15 protein-coding genes are annotated in these 14,810 nt (G+C 69.8%); 11 read left to right on the top strand and 4 right to left on the bottom strand.

All coding sequences use genetic code 11. From position 1 onward, the window contains the following. The first annotated feature begins 41 nt into the window (after nucleotides 1-41). From AC27VN_RS14965 to AC27VN_RS14940, 6 genes are all read left to right on the top strand, one after another. Nucleotides 42-1,034, top strand: a complete 993-nt coding sequence (locus AC27VN_RS14965; RefSeq protein WP_431510063.1) for a Bug family tripartite tricarboxylate transporter substrate binding protein — start codon at nucleotides 42-44, stop codon at nucleotides 1,032-1,034. Between the two features lie 88 nt (nucleotides 1,035-1,122). Then, a complete protein-coding gene (locus tag AC27VN_RS14960) occupies nucleotides 1,123-2,160 on the top strand; it encodes a TRAP transporter substrate-binding protein (protein ID WP_490877020.1) in 1,038 nt (345 codons plus the stop codon). 5 nt (nucleotides 2,161-2,165) lie between these two features. Next, entirely contained in the window at nucleotides 2,166-2,690 is a 525-nt protein-coding gene (locus AC27VN_RS14955) for a TRAP transporter small permease (protein ID WP_281078596.1), read from the top strand. Continuing rightward, nucleotides 2,687-3,988, top strand: a complete 1,302-nt coding sequence (locus AC27VN_RS14950; RefSeq protein WP_057592022.1) for a TRAP transporter large permease — start codon at nucleotides 2,687-2,689, stop codon at nucleotides 3,986-3,988. The genes AC27VN_RS14955 and AC27VN_RS14950 overlap by 4 nt, the downstream gene beginning before the upstream one ends. 23 nt (nucleotides 3,989-4,011) lie before the next feature. Continuing rightward, nucleotides 4,012-4,428 carry an acyl-CoA thioesterase gene (locus AC27VN_RS14945; RefSeq protein WP_093340470.1) on the top strand — a complete coding sequence of 139 codons (417 nt, stop codon included), beginning with the start codon at nucleotides 4,012-4,014 and terminating at the stop codon, nucleotides 4,426-4,428. Nucleotides 4,429-4,540: 112 nt separating this feature from the next. Then, nucleotides 4,541-6,400 carry an alkaline phosphatase D family protein gene (locus AC27VN_RS14940; protein WP_431510066.1) on the top strand — a complete coding sequence of 620 codons (1,860 nt, stop codon included), beginning with the start codon at nucleotides 4,541-4,543 and terminating at the stop codon, nucleotides 6,398-6,400. 147 nt (nucleotides 6,401-6,547) lie between these two features. Here AC27VN_RS14940 and AC27VN_RS14935 read toward each other — a convergent pair whose 3' ends face one another. Continuing rightward, nucleotides 6,548-6,898: a hypothetical protein gene (locus AC27VN_RS14935; protein ID WP_093340474.1), complete on the bottom strand. Its 351-nt coding sequence runs from the start codon at nucleotides 6,896-6,898 to the stop codon at nucleotides 6,548-6,550. Nucleotides 6,899-7,005: 107 nt separating this feature from the next. Further along, nucleotides 7,006-7,479 carry a low molecular weight protein-tyrosine-phosphatase gene (locus AC27VN_RS14930; RefSeq protein ID WP_398498794.1) on the bottom strand — a complete coding sequence of 158 codons (474 nt, stop codon included), beginning with the start codon at nucleotides 7,477-7,479 and terminating at the stop codon, nucleotides 7,006-7,008. A 437-nt stretch (nucleotides 7,480-7,916) separates the two neighbouring features. On the opposite strand from AC27VN_RS14930, the gene AC27VN_RS14925 reads away from it, so the two are divergent. The 5 genes from AC27VN_RS14925 (at nucleotide 7,917) to AC27VN_RS14905 (ending at nucleotide 12,807) form a co-directional block, all read left to right on the top strand. After that, entirely contained in the window at nucleotides 7,917-8,135 is a 219-nt protein-coding gene (locus tag AC27VN_RS14925) for a hypothetical protein (RefSeq protein WP_208512677.1), read from the top strand. Nucleotides 8,136-8,219: 84 nt separating this feature from the next. Continuing rightward, nucleotides 8,220-8,348, top strand: a complete 129-nt coding sequence (locus AC27VN_RS14920; protein WP_256222313.1) for a hypothetical protein — start codon at nucleotides 8,220-8,222, stop codon at nucleotides 8,346-8,348. Nucleotides 8,349-8,405: 57 nt separating this feature from the next. Further along, nucleotides 8,406-9,182, top strand: coding sequence for a PA4824 family protein (locus tag AC27VN_RS14915; protein ID WP_490877019.1), 777 nt, complete (start codon nucleotides 8,406-8,408; stop codon nucleotides 9,180-9,182). An 85-nt stretch (nucleotides 9,183-9,267) separates the two neighbouring features. Further along, on the top strand, nucleotides 9,268-12,000 hold the full coding sequence (gene mgtA, locus AC27VN_RS14910) for a magnesium-translocating P-type ATPase (protein ID WP_490877018.1): 2,733 nt from the start codon (nucleotides 9,268-9,270) through the stop codon (nucleotides 11,998-12,000). Between the two features lie 90 nt (nucleotides 12,001-12,090). Next, complete coding sequence (locus AC27VN_RS14905) at nucleotides 12,091-12,807, top strand: MgtC/SapB family protein (protein ID WP_490877017.1); 717 nt, start codon at nucleotides 12,091-12,093, stop codon at nucleotides 12,805-12,807. Between the two features lie 80 nt (nucleotides 12,808-12,887). Here the strand turns inward: AC27VN_RS14905 and AC27VN_RS14900 are convergent, their stop codons facing one another. Together AC27VN_RS14900 and AC27VN_RS14895 are read right to left on the bottom strand one after the other, a co-directional pair. Further along, entirely contained in the window at nucleotides 12,888-14,333 is a 1,446-nt protein-coding gene (locus AC27VN_RS14900; protein ID WP_203202336.1) for an NAD-dependent succinate-semialdehyde dehydrogenase, read from the bottom strand. Between the two features lie 188 nt (nucleotides 14,334-14,521). After that, nucleotides 14,522-14,810, bottom strand: a 289-nt coding sequence (locus AC27VN_RS14895; protein WP_490877016.1) for an MOFRL family protein, incomplete at its 5' end; no start/stop codon positions are given.

Below are 14,810 nucleotides of genomic sequence, written 5' to 3'. Positions count from 1 at the left end.
TGAGCCTCATCGCATCCCCAAGAAGAAACAGGAGACACACCATGACCCTCGACGCTTTCCCCTGGCGACGCCGGCTGCTGCTGGCGGCCGCCCTCGCCTCTCTTGCTTGTGCCTCGGCGCAGGCCAACACCGCCACCGCCTGGCCCGCCAAGCCGGTCAAGGTGATCGTCAACTTCCCGCCCGGCGGCGCGGCCGACCAGATCGCGCGTGCCGTCGCGCAGCCGCTGCAGGAGGCGCTCAAGCAGCCGGTGGTGATCGAGAACCGCGGCGGCGCCAACGGCAACCTCGGCGGCGAGGCCGTGGCGCGCGCGCCGGCCGATGGCTATACGCTGCTCATGAGCTCGGGCGGCATGGTGTCGGTGAACCCGCACCTCTATGCGCGCATGAGCTTCGACCCGGCCAAGGACCTGGTGCCGGTGGCGGCCGCGGCGCGGGTGCTGGTGTTCCTGGTCGCCAAGCCCTCGCTGCCGCCGGCCAACGTGCGCGACTTCATCGCCTATGCCAAGGCCAACCCCGGCAAGCTCTCGTATGCCTCGCCGGGCAGCGGCAGCTCGCCGCACCTCGCGGGCGAGATGTTCAAGAGCCAGGCCGGCCTGTTCGCGCTGCACGTGCCCTACCGCGGCGCCGCGCCCGCGCTGCAGGACCTGCTGGCGGGCCAGGTCGACTACGCCTTCGATCCCGGCATCGGCCTGCAGCAGGTGCGCGCGGGCAAGCTGCGCCTGCTGGCCGTGGGCAGCCCGCAGCGCTCGCCGCTGTTCCCCGACGTGCCCACGCTCGACGAGGCCGGCCTGCGCGGCTTCGACGCCGACACCGTGTTCGGCTTCTATGCGCCGGCCGGCACGCCGCCCGAGGTGGTGGCGCAGCTCAATGCGCAGATCAACCGCGCGCTCGCGTTGCCGGCCGTGAAGGAACGCATCGCCTCGCTGGGCGGCGAGGCCGTGCCCGGCACGCCGGCCGAGTTCCAGCAGCGCGCCGCGGCCGATTCGCAGCGCTTCGGCGCGCTGATCCGCGAACGCCGCATCGCGGCGGATTGAACCGGGAGCACGCACCCGGACCTCCAGACCTTGCCCGATCCCCTTGCTCACTGAATCCACAACACGCAGAACGAAAGAGAGACAAGCCATGCAGACTTCCTTCCATCGCCGCCCCGGCGCCCTCGCGCTCACGCTGGCACTCGCGGCCTCGGCCATGGTCCCCGCGCTCGCGCAGGACAAGCCGGTGCAGATCAAGCTGTCGAGCTGGGTGCCCGCGCAGCATCCGCTGAACCCGGCCCTGCAGGCCTGGGCCGACGACATCAAGAAGGCCTCGAACGGCTCGATCACCGCGATCCTCTTTCCCTCGGAGCAGCTGGGCAAGGCCTTCGACCACTACGACATGGCGCGCGACGGCATCGCCGACTTCTCGTACGTGAACCCCGGCTACCAGCCGGGCCGCTTCCCGGTGATGGCCGGTGCCTCGCTGCCCTTCCTGTTCGCCAACGGCAAGGAGGGCTCGGCCGCCATCGACGACTGGTACCGCGCCTATGCCGCCAAGGAAATGAAGGACGTAAAGTACTGCTTCGCCTTCGTGCACGACCCCGGCACCTTCCATTCGCGCAAGAAGATCGTGCTGCCCGCCGACGTGAAGGGCATGAAGGTGCGGCCCGCGACCAGCACCGTGGGCCAGCTCATCACCTCGCTGGGCGGCACCAACGTGCAGGCCTCGGCGCCCGAGTCGCGCGACATGCTCGAGCGCGGCGTGGCCGATGCCATCACCTTCCCCTGGGGATCGATCGGCCTGTTCGGCATCGACAAGGTGGTCAAGTACCACATGGACGTGCCGCTGTACGTCACGCCCTTCGTCTGGGTCATGAACAAGGGCAAGTACGACGCGATGTCGGCCGGCCAGAAGAAGGTGATCGACGACCATTGCACCAGCGAATGGGCGCAGAAGGTGGCCGCGCCCTGGGCCGACTTCGAGTTCGCGGGCCGCGCCAAGATCGCGGGCCAGTCGGGCCACGAGGTCTACAAGCTCACGGCCGAGCAGCTCGATGCCTGGCGCAAGGCAGCCGCGCCGTCGGAGGCGCAGTGGTCCGAGAGCGTGAAGAAGACGGGCGAGGATCCGAAGGCCGTGATGGACGCGCTGAAGGCGAGCCTGGCGAAGCACAAGTCGGCGCTGTGACCGCCATGAGCACGCGTCCGGCCAGTGCCATGGACCGCGTGATCAACACGATCGAATGGCTGGCCGCCATCTTCGTGGGGATCGTCGCGCTCAACATCTTCGTGGCCGTGGTGCTGCGCAAGTTCTTCGACACCTCGATCCCCGACGCCTACGACTTCGGCCGCATGCTGCTCGGGATCCTGATCTTCTGGGGCATCGCGGCCACCAGCTACCGCGGCGGCCACATCACGGTCGACCTGGTCTGGACCGCAGCCGGAGCGCGCATGCGCCGCGCGATCGACATCTTCGCCACGCTGGTGCTGCTGCTGGTGGTGGCGGTGCAGACCGCGATGCTGTTCGACAAGGTGCGGCTCACCTACACCGACAACGTGCTGACCTACGACATGAACATCCCCACCTGGCCGTTCTACGCCGTGGCCTGGGCCGGCGACGTGTCGGCCGTGATCCTGATCGCCGTGCGCACCTGGCGGCTGATCTTCCATCCCGAGCTGCTGCACGACGAGCACGTCGAAGAGAAGGTGAGCGAATGAGCACCGATGCAGTCGCCCTGCTGGGCTTCGTCGCCCTGTTCGTGCTGATGCTGCTGCGCGTGCCCGTGGGCATGGCGATGGGGCTGGTCGGCGTCACCGGCTACAGCTACCTCGTGGGGCCCGGCCCCGCGCTCAAGCTGGTGGGCCAGACCTCGATGCGCACCGTGACCGACTACACCTTCGGCGTGATCCCCATGTTCATGCTGATGGGCGCGCTGGTCTCGGTGTCGGGCGTGAGCCGCGAGCTGTTCCGCGCCGCCAACTCGATGATCGGCCACCTGCGCGGCGGCCTCGGCGTGGCCACGGTGGTGGCCTGCGGCGGCTTCGCGGCGATCTGCGGCTCCTCGGTGGCCACGGCCGCCACCTTCTCGTCGGTGGCCTATCCCGAGATGCGGCGCTTCGGCTACCCGCAGTCCTTCGCCACCGGCGTGATCGCCGCGGGCGGCACGCTGGGCGCGATGCTGCCGCCGTCGACCGTGCTCGCGGTCTACGCCATCCTCACGCAGCAGGACATCGGCAAGCTGTTCATGGCCGGCATCGTGCCGGGGCTGCTCGCGATGCTGATGTACGTGCTGACCATCGTGGTCATCGTGCGCGTCAAGCCCGGCTGGCTGCCGCGCGGCGAGGCGCGGGCCTGGAGCGAGCGCGCGGCCGAGCTCAAGAACGTGTGGGCGCCGATCGTACTGTTCCTGTTCGTGATCGGCGGGCTGTACGGCGGCTTCTTCACGCCCACCGAGGCCGGCGGCGTGGGCGCGAGCGGTGCCTTCATCCTCGGCGTGCTGCGCGGGCGGCTCGACCGCGCGAAGATCCGCGAGGCCCTGCTGTCGGCCACGCGCACGGCGGCGGCGGTGTTCACCGTGCTGATCGGCGCGCTCTTGTTCGGCTACTTCCTCACCATCACGCAGAGCCCGCAGAAGCTCACCGAGTTCCTCACCGGCCTGGGCGTGGGCCGCTACGGCGTGCTCGCGCTGATCATGGTGATGTACCTGGTGCTGGGCTGCCTGATGGACGCGATGGCGATGATCATCCTCACGGTGCCGATCATCTATCCGGTGATCGTGCACCTGGGCTTCGACCCGATCTGGTTCGGCATCATCATCGTGATGACGGTGGAGCTCGGGCTGATCCATCCGCCCGTGGGCATGAACGTGTTCGTCATCAAGAGCGTGGTGAAGGACGTGAGCTTCACCACCATCTTCAAGGGCGTGCTGCCCTTCGTGGCGACCGACATCCTGCGGCTGGTGATCCTGATCGCGTTCCCGGCCATCGCGTTGTGGCTGCCCGGGCGCATGGGATGAACGCAGCAAGCAGAATCGAGACCATGAGCACCAAGGAAATCGTCTACACCGTCCGCGTCGAATTCGGCGACTGCGATCCCGCCGGCATCGTCTGGTTCCCGAACTTCTTCCGCTGGATCGACGCGGCCTCGCGCCACTTCTTCCACCAGTGCGGCGTGCCGCGCTGGGAGGAGACCACGAAGACGCTCGGCGTGATCGGCACGCCGCTGGTCGACACGCACACGCGCTTCGTCAAGACCGCGAGCTACGGCGACACGCTCGAGATCGCGGTGCGCATCGCCGAGTGGCGCGAGAAGAGCTTCGTGCAGGCCTACCGCGTGACGCGCGGCGCGGACCCGATCCTCGAATGCGAGGAGGTGCGCATCTTCGGCGGCAAGCGCGAGGACGGCAGCCTGCGCGCGCTGCCGGTGCCGCCGTCGATCCGCGCGCTCTGCGAATAGGACGGCGCCGGCGCCGCGGGAGGCGGCGGGCGGCTTTCATCGCGGTGTCATGGCGCTCGCGCAGATTCGTGCGCGCCCCGCCATCGACCCCACACGCGAAAAGAAATCCCCCATGGAAAGACGTTCCTTCCTGCGCCGCGGCCTGTTCTACACGGTCGCCGCCGCCACCCCTCCCGTACTGAGCGCCTGCGGTGGCGGAGGCAGCGACGGGATCGTGTTCCCGATCGTGCCGCCGCCCGCTCCCGCGCCGGCACCGCCGCCACCCGCGCCCGAACCCGCGGGCCGCTATGCCTTCGGCCAGGGCGTGGCCTCGGGCGACCCGAAGGACACGAGCATCGTCTTCTGGACCCGCTGCGTGCGCACCGGCACCGCCGCCAACAGCGCGGCCATCGCGCTGCGGCTCGAGGTGTCGGACACCTCGGGCTTCGGCAACCTGGTGGCGAAAGTCGCGCTCGAGGCCTCGGACCGCTTCGACCGCACCGTGCGCGCCAAGGTCACGGGCCTTTCGCCCGACACGCGCTACTTCTTCCGCTTCGTCGCGGGCAGCGACGTCAGCGCCACCGGCCGCACGCGCACCGCGCCGGCCGCCGACAGCCAGCGCCAGCAGCTGCGCTTCGCCTGGTTCACCTGCCAGGACTGGCTGATCAACCACTGGGGCGCGCTCGACCTGCTGGCGGCCGAGGACGACCTCGACTTCACGGTGCACGTGGGCGACTACGTCTACGAGACCGTGGGCGCGAAGTTCCAGGCCGGCGTGGCCGAGCCCGCGCACCAGGCGATCCAGCTGCCCAACGGCGTGGCGCTGGCCGACGGCAGCGTCTATGCCAACACGGTCGACGACTACCGCACGCTCTACCGCACCTATCGCGGCGACGCGCGGCTGCAGGCGGTGCATGCGAAGTTCCCGCTGATCGCGATCTGGGACGACCACGAGTTCTCGGACGACTGCTGGCAGGACCACCAGACCTACACCAACGCCAACACCCAGCAGACCGCGCGCCGCCGCGGCGCGAGCCAGGCCTGGGCCGAGTACATGCCGGTGGACTTCGGCGATGTCTCCTTCGACATGGGGAACCCGGCCTACGACAACATCAAGATCTACCGCGACTTCCACTTCGGCCCGCTGCTGCACCTGGTGATGACCGACGAGCGGCTGTACCGCGACGATCACGTGATCTCCGAGGCGCTGGTCGCGCAGCAGACGGGCGGCGATCCGGTCGACGGCAACAGCTCGATCGGCTCGCGCTACTTCGCGCCGCAGACGACGCTGCTGGCGCTCGAGGCGATGCGCACGCAGCAGCTCGGCCGGGCGCCGAGCATCCTCGGCCCGACGCAGACCGACTGGTGGAAGAACACGCTGAAGAACTCGACCGCCACCTGGAAGGTCTGGGGCAACGAGGTCTCGCTGAGCCGCATGTGGGTGGACCTGACGCAGGTGGTGCCGCAGCCGCCCGCGCCCTTCAACCAGCGCTACGTCGTCAACTGCGACGCCTGGGACGGCTATCCGAGCCACAAGGCCGACCTGATGGGCTACCTGAAGGCGCAGAACATCCGCAACGTGGTGGCGATCACGGGCGACCTGCACGCCTTCCAGTGCGGCCTGATCCGCGACCTGCCCGATCCCGCGGCCGGCACGCCGGTGCTGGTCGACTTCGTCTGCGCGGGCGTCAGCAGTTCCTCGTTCTACAGCTACATCAAGGCCGGCTCGCAGGGCACGCCGCTCACCGCGCTGACCGCCACGCCCGCGGCCTTCGAGCAGGTCATGCGCGGCAACAACCCCGACCTGCTGTTCTCCGACCACGACGCGCAGGGCTACGCGAGCGCGACGGTCACGGCGCAGGCCTTCACGGTGGTCTTCAACAAGGTCAAGCCGCTCGACGCGGGCAAGGCACCCGCGAGCCCGCTGCTCAAGCGCACGCGGATCCGCGTGAATGCCGGCAGCACCACGCCGGTGATCGAGGACAACGTCTGAGCAAGGGGGCTAGGGCCTGTTCACACGATTCAAGGGGTCGCGTTGCCCCGCAAAGGGGCTGGATGCAAGGCGCCCGCGCTTGCAAGGCCGATGCCTTGCAAGCGCGGGCAACGCCGCAGACGGCCCCTTGAATAGTGTGAACAGGCCCTAACGCGCCCAGTAGTCGCCCACGCCGAGCACCGCGCCGTTGCGGTCGACGGTGCAGATCGCGCGGCGGCCATCGCTGCCGCTCGTGAGCTCCACTTCGTAGACCCCGCTGTCGACGCGGCGCGAGCCGCCGAGCACGATGGTCTGCCAGGGCCGCGCGAAGTGGACCGAGCCGGCCTGCACGCAGCCCATGTTCGAGATCGCCGGGGCCGTGCCGGCGCGGCCGGGCGGCGGCGCGCCGTAGGTGCCCGGCGGGCGGCTGTAGGGGGTTTCGCAGCCCGCGAGCAGCACGGCGATGCCGGCGCAGGCGACGAGCCAGCCGCGCGGGCGACGATGGGTCTGGTGATTCATGCCTCGACTCCTCTTGAACGGTTGCTCCGACCTCGGCCATTGTGCGGGCTGGGGCCCGGCCGTGGAACCATGCCGAGGATCGCCGCCGCGCGTGGCACCCTGAAGACTCAGGCCCGATCCGGGGCCGCCAGCTTCGCGAGCAGGCCGTCGACGCCGCGCTCGATCAGGTCGAAGGCCTCGACGAAGGCCTGCCGGTCGCCGTACCAGGGGTCGGGCACGTCGCCCGAGAGCCCGTCGGCGAAGTCGGTCAGCAGATGGATCTTGTGCGCCGTGCCCGCGGGCGCGAGGCGGCGCAATGCCGCGCAGTGCTGGCCGGTCATGCCGACGATGGTGTCGAAGCGCTCGAAGTCCGAGGCCCGCACCTGCCGCGCGCGATGCGCGGGCATCTCGATGCCGCGCCGCCGCGCCTCGGCCACCGAACGCGGATCGGGCGGATTGCCGCGCTCCTCGTCGGAGATTGCGGCGCTGTCGACCTCGAGCGCGAGCTGCGCGGCGCGGGCCTTGTGGGCGAGCAGGGCGTGGGCGGTGGGGGAGCGGCAGATGTTGCCGGTGCAGATGAAGAGGACGCTGGCCTGGGTCATGGCCGCATTGTCCTGCCCGGACATGATCGCGCCGCGCAACTTAACGCAGCCTGACCACCACACGCGCCCGCGCCGCATCGAGGCACCATCGCAACACTGTGGCCTTAAAACCCTGCATCGAACGCTGAAACGCGCATTTCGGGTTGCCCCCGCGATGACGCAGTGCAACAATCCCGCATCTTCACTTCGGAGCCTCGTGCGTGGACAGTGCCAGTTGGATCAGTGACCAGACGCGTGCCGTGGCATGCGCGGCACACCCGGCTCCGTAGCGCAGGCTTCTTGCGCGCCGCGGCCGACGTGCCCGCGGCGTGATGCCTGCCCTCCCCGGCAGGCTCTCCCTCCCCCGACATCCGTTTCGTCACTGGCGTCTCTTTGCCAGCCAGCGTGGTCCATGCCACGAGGTCCTCTCGCCCGTCACGGGTCGAAGGAGCCTTGTCATGCGTCAACTCGTTCTACATCGCCAGCCCCTGCATCGTGGCCACGCCGCCACGCATGACGCCGACCCGCGCGCCGCGTCGGCGCGCCAGCCCGCGGCCGACATGCTGCAGCCCGAGGCCGACCAGGAGCTCGACAAGTCCGCTTCGTTCTGGAGCACGCGGCGCATCCGCTGCTTCCTGCTGCTGGTGCCGGGCCAACGCAAGCCGGAGCGTTCGTAGCGCCTGTCCACCGACGCGTCGCCCCGACCGTTGCATTCGAACGAAGCACCGCGCCTTCATCCACCCATCGCCAAGGAGGCCACCATGGACCCAGACCCTCGCTGGCGCCGCTGCGCGCCTCCCCTGCCTGACCGCGCCACGCGCCGGTCGGCCTTCATCGCCATGAACCATCCGCGGCACACCGAGCCGCGAAGGACCGTCACCTCCGGCTGACCCGCGGGAGGTTCTCCTTCGCGCGCCCCGTTGCGCGCCTCGCCAGGAGAACCTCGAATGAACCGCCAACGCCTGCGGCCCGCCACCCGGACCGCCCTCCCCGTCCGCCGCGCGCCGCGCCGCACACGCCCCTCGCTGCGCCAGCGCGCCGCACGCCTCCACGCCTGGACGGCGGCATACCTCTGCGGCCTCGCGGTCACGCAGACGCATGCCGCCGGCGGGCACCACGCGGTCGACGATGCCGCGATCCTCGATCCGGGCCAATGCCAGCTCGAGACCTGGGCCGATCGCCGCGATGGCGAACGCAGCGGGTACGCGCCGGTGCACCTCGGACCCGCCTGCCGCGTCGGCCCGGTCGAGCTGGGCCTGAACCTCGAGCGCGAACGCGACAGCGAGGGCCGCACCGTGCGCGCGGGGCCGCAGCTCAAGTGGGCCCACGCACTGAGCGACGACCTCGGCGTGGGCCTGCTGGTGGCCGCGGCCTGGGAACGTTCGCCCGAGCGCGGCGCGCTGCGCTACACGGGCGCCAGCGTGGTGGTCCCGCTGACCTGGCAGGTCGCCGAGGACTGGCGCGCCCACTTCAACCTCGGCCGCGACCTGCATCGCGCACAGCCCAGTCGCAGCCACTCGGGCCTGGCGCTCGAATGGACGGCCTCGCAGCAACTGGGCTTCGTGGCCGAGCGTTTCCGCGAAGGCGGCGCCAGCGCCTGGCGCGCGGGCCTGCGCTGGACGCCGACCGACACGCTGAGCATCGACCTGAGCCGCGCCCACGGGCTGCGCGCCGACCGGCCCGGCTGGTGGACCCTGGGCATGACCTGGGCCTTCCGGCGCTGAGCGCCAAGCCACCGCAACACCAGAAAAACCAACCGGCCTTCGAAGGCCACGCGCCGCGCCCGTCACGCGGCGAAGGAGAACAACAATGAAGAACGTCCTGAAGTCCTTTTTCGAAAGCTTCCTGCGCAGCCGCCGCATGCTGCATCACTTCGAGCGCTGGCAGACGCTGCTGGGCTCGAAGCCCGTGGGCATCGCCTCGGCCGCGATGCCGCCCGAGATCGCGAACGCGCTGAGCGCCGCCTCGCTGGCCGATGCCGGCGACATGCTGGCGCAGCTCGACAGCTCGCCGCAGGGCCTGAGCGAGGAACACGCCACCGCACTGCGCAAGCGCCTGGGCGGCAACGAGGTGAACCACGAGAAGCCGCTGCCGTGGTGGACCCACCTGTGGCAGTGCTACCGCAATCCCTTCAACCTGCTGCTGACCGTGCTCGCGCTGGTCTCCTACGTCACCGAGGACATGAAGGCCGCGGTGGTGATCGGCAGCATGGTGGTGCTGTCGACGGTGCTGCGCTTCCTGCAGGAGTCGCGCTCGAACAAGGCGGCCGACAAGCTCAAGGCGATGGTCAGCAACACCTCGACCGTGCTGCGGCCCGTGGAGGGCTCGGACGGCGCGCTGCGCATCGAGGTGCCGATGCGCGACCTGGTGCCCGGCGACCTGATCGCGCTGTCGGCCGGCGACATGATCCCGGCCGACTGCCGGCTGCTCTCGGCCAAGGACCTGTTCATCAGCCAGTCGGCGCTGACCGGCGAGGCGATGCCGGTCGAGAAGTTCGCCAGCGTACCCGCCACCGGCAGCACGAGCGGCGTGCTCGAGCGCGACAACCTGCTGTTCATGGGCACCAACGTGATCAGCGGCACCGCCACCGCGCTGATCGTGCACACCGGCGCGCGCACCTTCTTCGGCGCGCTGGCGCAGCGCGTGAGCGCGACCGACCGCGGCACCACGGCCTTCCAGGCCGGCATCAACCGCGTGAGCTGGGTGCTGATCCGCTTCATGCTGGTGATGGCGCCGCTGGTGCTGGTGATCAACGGCGTGACCAAGGGCGACTGGTGGGAGGCGGCGCTGTTCGCGCTGTCGATCGCGGTCGGCCTCACGCCCGAGATGCTGCCGATGATCGTGACCGCCACGCTCGCCAAGGGCGCGGTCGTGATGTCGCGCCAGAAGGTGATCGTCAAGCGCCTCGAGGCGATCCACAACTTCGGCGCCATGGACGTGCTGTGCACCGACAAGACCGGCACGCTGACGCAGGACCGCATCGTGCTCGAGCGCCACACCAACGCCTGGGGCGAGGGCTCCGACCACGTGCTGCAGCTGGCCTACCTCAACAGCTTCCACCAGACCGGCCTGAAGAATCTGCTCGACAAGGCGGTGCTGAGCCATGCCCAGATGCAGCTCGACACCCGGCTGCAGACCGACTGGCGCAAGGTCGACGAGGTGCCTTTCGACTTCTCGCGCCGCCGCATGTCGGTGGTGGTGGCCGGCAGCGACGCGGCCGAGGAACACCTGCTGATCTGCAAGGGCGCGCTCGAGGAAGTGCTGGCCGTGTGCAGCGCGGTCGAGCGCGGTGCCGAGGTGCTCGCGCTCGACGCGGAGGTGCTCGCGCGCATCCATGCCGTGGCCTCGGAGCTCAATGCCCAGGGCCTGCGCGTGGTGGCCGTGGCCAGCCGCGTGCTGCGCGGCGATGCGCGCCGCGCCGCCTACGGCGTGGCCGACGAGACCGAGCTGACGCTGCTCGGCTACGTGGCCTTCCTCGATCCGCCGAAGGAATCGACCGCGCCCGCGCTGCGCGCGCTGGCCGAGCACGGGGTGGCCGTGAAGGTGCTGACCGGCGACAACGAGCTGGTGACGCGCAAGGTCTGCGGCGACGTCGGCATCGAGGCCGGCCGCATGGTGCTGGGCCACGAGGTCGAGCGCATGAACGAGGCCGAGCTGCGCCGGATCGTCGAGCAGCGCCAGGTCTTCGCCAAGCTCACGCCCGCGCACAAGGAGCGCATCGTGCAGGCGCTGCATGCCAACGGCCACGTGGTGGGCTTCATGGGCGACGGCATCAACGACGCGCCCGCGCTGCGTGCCGCCGACATCGGCATCTCGGTCGACGGCGCGGTGGACGTGGCCAAGGAATCGGCCGACATCATCCTGCTCGAGAAGAGTCTGATGGTGCTCGAGCAGGGCGTGGTGGAGGGCCGCCGTACCTTCGCGAACATGCTCAAGTACATCAAGCTCACCGCGAGCTCGAACTTCGGCAACGTGTTCTCGGTGCTGGTGGCGAGCGCCTTCCTGCCCTTCCTGCCGATGCTGCCGCTGCACCTGCTGGTGCAGAACCTGCTGTACGACGTGTCGCAGATCGCGATCCCGTTCGACAACGTCGACGAGGAATTCCTGCGCAAGCCGCAGAGCTGGAACCCGGGCGACCTGGGCCGCTTCATGGTGTTCTTCGGGCCGCTGAGCTCGGTGTTCGACATCCTGACCTATGTCGTGATGTGGTACGTGTTCGCCGCCAACTCGCCCGAGCACCAGACCCTGTTCCAGTCGGGCTGGTTCGTCGAGGGCCTGCTGTCGCAGACGCTGATCGTGCACCTGATCCGCACGCGCCGCATCCCGTTCCTGCAAAGCCGCGCGGCCTGGCCGCTGCTGATCATGGGCGCGGCGATCGCGGCCGTGGGCATCTGGCTGCCGATGGGCCCGGTGGCGCACTACTTCAAGCTCGAGGCGCTGCCGCTCGGCTACTTCCCGTGGCTGCTGCTGATGCTCGGCGGCTACGCAGCGCTGGTGCAGGCGGTCAAGGGCTGGTACGCGCGGCGCTACGGCTGGCAATGAGCCGGTGACGACAACGGTGACGACGAGAGGGAGCGGCGGCTGTCACATGCCGCCGCTACCCTGGTTCACGACCGACAAGGAGGAGATCGCATGGAAGCGATACAGAACTTCAACCTGCCCTCGCTGCTCGACACCCTGCTGAGCGTGTTCACGGCCTTCGTGCTGGGCTCGCTGATCGGCTTCGAGCGCCAGGTGCGCCAGCGCACCGCCGGGCTGCGCACCAACACGCTGGTGGCCGTGGGCGCGGCCGTGTTCGTCGACATGGCGAACCGCCTGCACGGCCACGACGGCGCGGTGCACGTGGCGGCCTACGTGGTCTCGGGCATCGGCTTTCTCGGCGCGGGCGCGATCATGAAGGAAGGCGCCAACATCACTGGCCTCAACACCGCGGCCACCTTGTGGGGATCGGCCGCGGTGGGCGCCTGCGCGGGCGCCGACCTGATCGGCGAAGCCGTGATCGCCGCGCTGTTCGTGCTCGCGAGCAACACCCTGCTGCGGCCCGTGGTCAACCGCATCAACCGGCAGCCGGTGAAGGAGGAGTCGGGCGAGGCCAGCTACACGGTGCGCGTGATCTGCACGCGCGCCTCGCGGCCCGAGGTGATGGACCAGGTGCTGCTGCTGCTCGAAGCCGCCAACTACCCGGTGCGCGACGTCGACCAGCATGCCTTCGGCGCCACCGACACCGAGATCGAGGCCACGCTCTATGCGACCGCGGTCGAGGCCGAGGAGCTCGACCGGGTGGTCGCGGAGCTCGAGGCGCTGGAGGGCGTGCAGCAGGCGTTCTGGAACGCGAGCGCGGAGGATTGAACCCGTTCCGCCCATGAAAAAAGCGGCATCGCCTTCCAGCGATGCCGCCCTCTTCGAGACAGCGAATCGAAGCGTCGCGCTCAGACGCCGAGGATCGACACCGCCTTGGTGTTGAGGTAGGCCTCGAGCGCCTCCGGGCCGCCTTCCGAGCCGTAGCCCGAATCCTTGACGCCGCCGAACGGCATCTCGGGCGACGGGGTCGCGGGCTGGTTGACCCACAGCATGCCGAGTTCGAGCTTCTGGCTCAGCAGGTGCGCGTTCTTGATCGACTTGGTGAACGCGTAGCCTGCCAGGCCGAAGGGCAGGCGGTTCGATTCGGCGATGGCCTCGTCCAGCGTGTCGAAGCCGCGGATGGCGGCGATCGGGCCGAAGGGCTCGTTGTTGAAGACGTCGGCGTCCAGCGGCACGTCGGTCAGCACGGTGGGGGCGAAGAAGTTGCCGGCATCGCCGACGCGCTCGCCGCCGGTGGCGATGGTCGCGCCCTTCTTGCGGGCGTCGTCGAGCACATGCGCCATGGCCGTGAGGCGGCGCGCATTGGCCAGCGGGCCCAGGGTGGTGCCTTCGGTCAGGCCGTCGCCGAGCTTCAGGCCTTCGGCGTGCTTGACCATGGCCTTGGCGAATTCCTCGCGGATGCTGTTGTGCACCAGGAAGCGGGTCGGCGAGATGCAGACCTGGCCCGCGTTGCGGAACTTGGCAGCACCGGCGGCCTTGGCGGCCAGCGCGACGTCGGCGTCCTCGGCCACGATCACCGGGGCGTGGCCGCCCAGTTCCATGGTCACGCGCTTCATGTGCTGGCCGGCCAGGCCGGCGAGCTGCTTGCCGACGGGGGTCGAGCCCGTGAAGGTGACCTTGCGGATGATCGGGTGCGGGATCAGGTAGGCCGAGATCTCGGCCGGGTTGCCGAACACCAGGCCGACGGTGCCGGCGGGAATGCCGGCGTCGACGAAGGCCTGCAGCAGGGCGGCGGGCGACGCGGGGGTCTCCTCGGGCGCCTTCACGAGGAAGGAGCAGCCGGTGGCCAGCGCGGCGCCGAGCTTGCGCACGACCTGGTTGATCGGGAAGTTCCAGGGCGTGAAGGCGGCCACGGGGCCCACGGGCTCCTTGATGACCAGCTGCTGCGCCGCGAGGTTGCGCGAGGGCACGATGCGGCCGTAGACGCGGCGGCCTTCGTCGGCGAACCATTCGATGATGTCGGCGGCGGCCAGGGTCTCGCCCTTGGCTTCGGCCAGCGGCTTGCCCTGTTCCTGCGTCAGCAGCTTGGCGATGTCGCCGGCGCGTTCGCGGATCAGGCCGGCGGCGCGGCGCATGACGGCGGCGCGCTCATGGGCCGGGGTGTTGCGCCAGGCGTCGAAGCCGCGCTGGGCGGCGGCCAGGGCACGGTCGAGGTCGGGGATGCCGGCATGCGCCACCTTGCCGATGACCTGGCCCGTGGCCGGATTCACCACGTCGAGGGTCTTGCGGCTGGCGGCGTCCACCCATTCGTTGTCGATCAGCAGGCGGGTGTCGGTATAGGAGGAGGCGGTCATGGCGAGCTTTTCCTTCGGCAGGGGATGGGAGTGGAAACGGGGAGTTCGGATGGCGGCACGGCGCCCGAAAAGGCGCGTGCGGCTGGGCGGCAGCGGGCTGCCGGGGCGCATAGGTTAACCCGAGTCGGGGATGCGCGCAGGCGGCCGCCCGCCTCCCCCGCCGGGAAGGGCGTTTGGCGCGCCGGTGCTCAGAGCACCAGCAGCGCCCGGAAGTCGTTGACGTTGGTGTGCGTCGGCCCGGTCACGAACAGGTCGCCGATGGCGTCGAAGTAGCCGTAGGCGTCGTTGCGGTCGAGGTGGTCCGAGAGCTTGCGGCCCGCGTTGGCGGCGCGCGCCAGGGTGTCGGGCGTGACGTGGGCGCCGGCGTTGTCCTCCACGCCGTCGATGCCGTCGGTGTCGGCCGCCAGTGCCCACACGTCGGCCTGGCCCAGCAGCGCGCCCGCGAGCCCCATGCAGAACTCGCCCGCGCGTCCGCCC

The sequence above is a fragment of the Variovorax sp. 20P10.2.4 genome (genome assembly GCF_058244205.1).
Note: the sequence above shows the minus strand (reverse complement) of the source record. Positions and strands in the feature narration are given on the sequence as shown.

Coding starts and splice junctions, on each gene's coding strand:
- AC27VN_RS14965 (WP_431510063.1), top strand. CDS start 42: ATGACCCTCGACGCTTTCCCCTGGCGACGCCGGCTGCTGCTGGCGGCC.
- AC27VN_RS14960 (WP_490877020.1), top strand. CDS start 1,123: ATGCAGACTTCCTTCCATCGCCGCCCCGGCGCCCTCGCGCTCACGCTG.
- AC27VN_RS14955 (WP_281078596.1), top strand. CDS start 2,166: ATGAGCACGCGTCCGGCCAGTGCCATGGACCGCGTGATCAACACGATC.
- AC27VN_RS14950 (WP_057592022.1), top strand. CDS start 2,687: ATGAGCACCGATGCAGTCGCCCTGCTGGGCTTCGTCGCCCTGTTCGTG.
- AC27VN_RS14945 (WP_093340470.1), top strand. CDS start 4,012: ATGAGCACCAAGGAAATCGTCTACACCGTCCGCGTCGAATTCGGCGAC.
- AC27VN_RS14940 (WP_431510066.1), top strand. CDS start 4,541: ATGGAAAGACGTTCCTTCCTGCGCCGCGGCCTGTTCTACACGGTCGCC.
- AC27VN_RS14935 (WP_093340474.1), bottom strand. CDS start 6,898: ATGAATCACCAGACCCATCGTCGCCCGCGCGGCTGGCTCGTCGCCTGC.
- AC27VN_RS14930 (WP_398498794.1), bottom strand. CDS start 7,479: ATGACCCAGGCCAGCGTCCTCTTCATCTGCACCGGCAACATCTGCCGC.
- AC27VN_RS14925 (WP_208512677.1), top strand. CDS start 7,917: ATGCGTCAACTCGTTCTACATCGCCAGCCCCTGCATCGTGGCCACGCC.
- AC27VN_RS14920 (WP_256222313.1), top strand. CDS start 8,220: ATGGACCCAGACCCTCGCTGGCGCCGCTGCGCGCCTCCCCTGCCTGAC.
- AC27VN_RS14915 (WP_490877019.1), top strand. CDS start 8,406: ATGAACCGCCAACGCCTGCGGCCCGCCACCCGGACCGCCCTCCCCGTC.
- mgtA (WP_490877018.1), top strand. CDS start 9,268: ATGAAGAACGTCCTGAAGTCCTTTTTCGAAAGCTTCCTGCGCAGCCGC.
- AC27VN_RS14905 (WP_490877017.1), top strand. CDS start 12,091: ATGGAAGCGATACAGAACTTCAACCTGCCCTCGCTGCTCGACACCCTG.
- AC27VN_RS14900 (WP_203202336.1), bottom strand. CDS start 14,333: ATGACCGCCTCCTCCTATACCGACACCCGCCTGCTGATCGACAACGAA.